The organism is Novosphingobium sp. 11B (assembly GCF_054589055.1).
Window position 1 is genome coordinate 26,801 of the sequence record NZ_BAAILP010000290.1, and the last position, 2,262, is coordinate 29,062.

The 2,262-nt window shown below is 70.8% G+C and carries 3 protein-coding genes; 1 reads left to right on the top strand and 2 read right to left on the bottom strand.

The features are described 5' to 3' along the window. The coding region (locus ACYPYD_RS25130; protein ID WP_459666208.1) for an RsmB/NOP family class I SAM-dependent RNA methyltransferase at window positions 1-1,192 on the bottom strand (1,192 nt) is incomplete at its 3' end. Between the two features lie 54 nt (window positions 1,193-1,246). On the opposite strand from ACYPYD_RS25130, the gene ACYPYD_RS25135 reads away from it, so the two are divergent. Next, on the top strand, window positions 1,247-1,414 hold the full coding sequence (locus ACYPYD_RS25135) for a DUF1674 domain-containing protein (protein ID WP_008832636.1): 168 nt from the start codon (window positions 1,247-1,249) through the stop codon (window positions 1,412-1,414). 131 nt (window positions 1,415-1,545) lie between these two features. Here the strand turns inward: ACYPYD_RS25135 and ACYPYD_RS25140 are convergent. Continuing rightward, window positions 1,546-2,262 (bottom strand): TolC family protein (locus tag ACYPYD_RS25140; protein ID WP_459666210.1); only part of this gene is annotated, 717 nt, incomplete at its 5' end.

Below are 2,262 nucleotides of genomic sequence, written 5' to 3' on the forward strand. Positions count from 1 at the left end.
CGCCCGCCTCGGCCAGCATTCCCGGATCGGTGCGCAGCCAGCCCTCGCCCGTCGGCGAGAGGCCCTCGGGCAGTTCCGCCGCCGTGATCGGGGCGAGCGTCAGTTCGACGTCGGCCGCCCGGTCCTCGCCTTCCTCCTGCTCCAGCGAGCACACAGCGTAGACCAGCGTGCCGCCGGGCTTCAGCCACTCGGCCGCCCGCGCCAGCATCCGCGTCTGGATTTCGGCCATCTCCTCGATCTGGCGCGGCGCGATGCGGTGGAGCACGTCCGGATGACGGCGCGAGGTGCCCGTCGCCGTGCACGGCGCGTCGAGCAGGATCGCGTCGAACTTCTCCTGCGGCTCCCACGTAAAGGCATCCGCGAGGACCACCTCCGCCTCCAGCGCGGTGCGCTCGAGGTTCTCGCGCAGGCGTTCCAGCCGCCGCTTGGCGTTGTCGAGCGCGGTCACCTTCCAGCCCGCCGCCGCAAGCTGCATCGTCTTGCCGCCGGGCGCGGCGCAAAGATCGAGCACGGACCGGCCCTCACCCGCACCGAGCATGCGCGCGGGCAGGCTGGCAGCGAGATCCTGCACCCACCACGCACCCTCGCGGAAACCTTCGAGATGCTCCACCGCGATCCCGCGCGGCAGGCGCACATGACCCGGCATCAGCGAGACGCCGCCGAGACGCTCGGCCCACTCCGCCGTCGCCGCGGCATCGCGCAGCGCGAGGTCCAGCGGCGGCGGCACGGCGAGACCGGCGGCGATCGTCTCGGCCCGGATGCCCCAGCGCTCCATGACCGGCTCAGGCAGGGTCGGCACTTCGGGCAGCGTCACGGCGCGCTTGGTCAGGGTCGAGAACACGCCGTGCGCCAGACGGCGCGGGCCGCCCATCAGCAACGGCAGGCCGGTGGCGATGACGGCGTGCGCGGGCGTCTCCAGCCGCAGCACTTGCGCCAGCATGATCTGCAGCACCGCGCGCGCCTTGGCGTCGTCGGCCAGCGGCAGGCGGGTGGCGGAGTCGATCAGCGCGTCGAGGTCGGCGCGCCAGCGCAGCACCTCCCCGGCGATGGCGCGGGCGAGCGCGCGGTCGGCATCGCCCTTGATGCGCGCGAGCGCGGAGCCGCCCGCCTGGTCGAGCGTCTCGCCCCTGCGCAGAACGGCATCGATGAGGTTGAGCGCGGCACGGCGCGCAGGAAGTCCGGGTATGTCCATCGTCGGCCCCTATACCGGATTGCCTTTTTCCGCCACCCGCACCACATGGGGCCCATGACCAAGCGCGCCACTGAACGTCCGGCGGCCTTCACCAAGCCCGCTCACTGGACCAACGACCCCGCTCCCCCGCCTGTCAAGGCCAAGGACGAGCAGGATCCCGACGGCCTTTCACCCACCCGCTACGGCGACTGGGTGCAGAAAGGCATCGCGATCGATTTTTGATTTGGGGTAGGAAAGCCCACCCCCAGCTCCTCCCGCAAGCGGGAGGGGAGAACAAGGCCATGCCCTCCCGCTTGCGGAAGGGCCGGGAGGCTTGGCGGTTTACCTCCTAGCCGGACGGGGTGGGCCGGCCGCTACTGCCGCCACCCGCCGCCGAGCGCCAGGAACACCGCGATCTGGTCGTCTACCAGTGTGGTTTGCGCCGAGGCGTGACTCACCTGAGCGGAAGCCAAACTCGCCTGCGCACTTAGCAGATCGAGAAAAGCGCTACGCCCGAAGCGAAACAGCTTGCCTGCCTGCGAAGCCGATAGCCCCGCCGCATCTGCCGCCCGGCCCAGTGCCGCCTCGCGCTCCCGATCCCGCGCGTAAGTCTCCATGGCCGATTCCGCCTGCCGCAGCGCTTCCAGTACCGTACCGTCGAAATTGGCGAGATCGACGCGCACTTGCGCGTCGGCCTGATCGATCTTCGCGCGTACGGCCGGGCGGTTGGGGAAGCTCCAGCTGAGCAGCGGGCCGAGACTCATGCCGAAGCTGTCGCCGGTGCCGAAATCGTGGATCGGGCCGGAGAAGCCCAGCGACCCGCCGATACTGACCGAAGGATAGAGGTCCGCCGTCGCCACCCCGATGCGCGCGGTGTCGGCGGCGATGGTACGTTCCGCAGCACGGATATCGGCGCGGCGACGGATGAGCGCGGCACCATCCTCGACCGGCACTCCGCCCGCGAGGCGCGGCAGCGTAGCGCAGTCTGCGACTTCCGCAGGAAAATCGGCGGGCGGACGGCCCAGAAGTGTCGCCAGCAGGTAAAGCGAGTTCTGCCGCGCGGCAGTGAAGGCCGGAAGCGCGGCCGCGCT

Coding starts and splice junctions, on each gene's coding strand:
- ACYPYD_RS25135 (WP_008832636.1), top strand. CDS start 1,247: ATGACCAAGCGCGCCACTGAACGTCCGGCGGCCTTCACCAAGCCCGCT.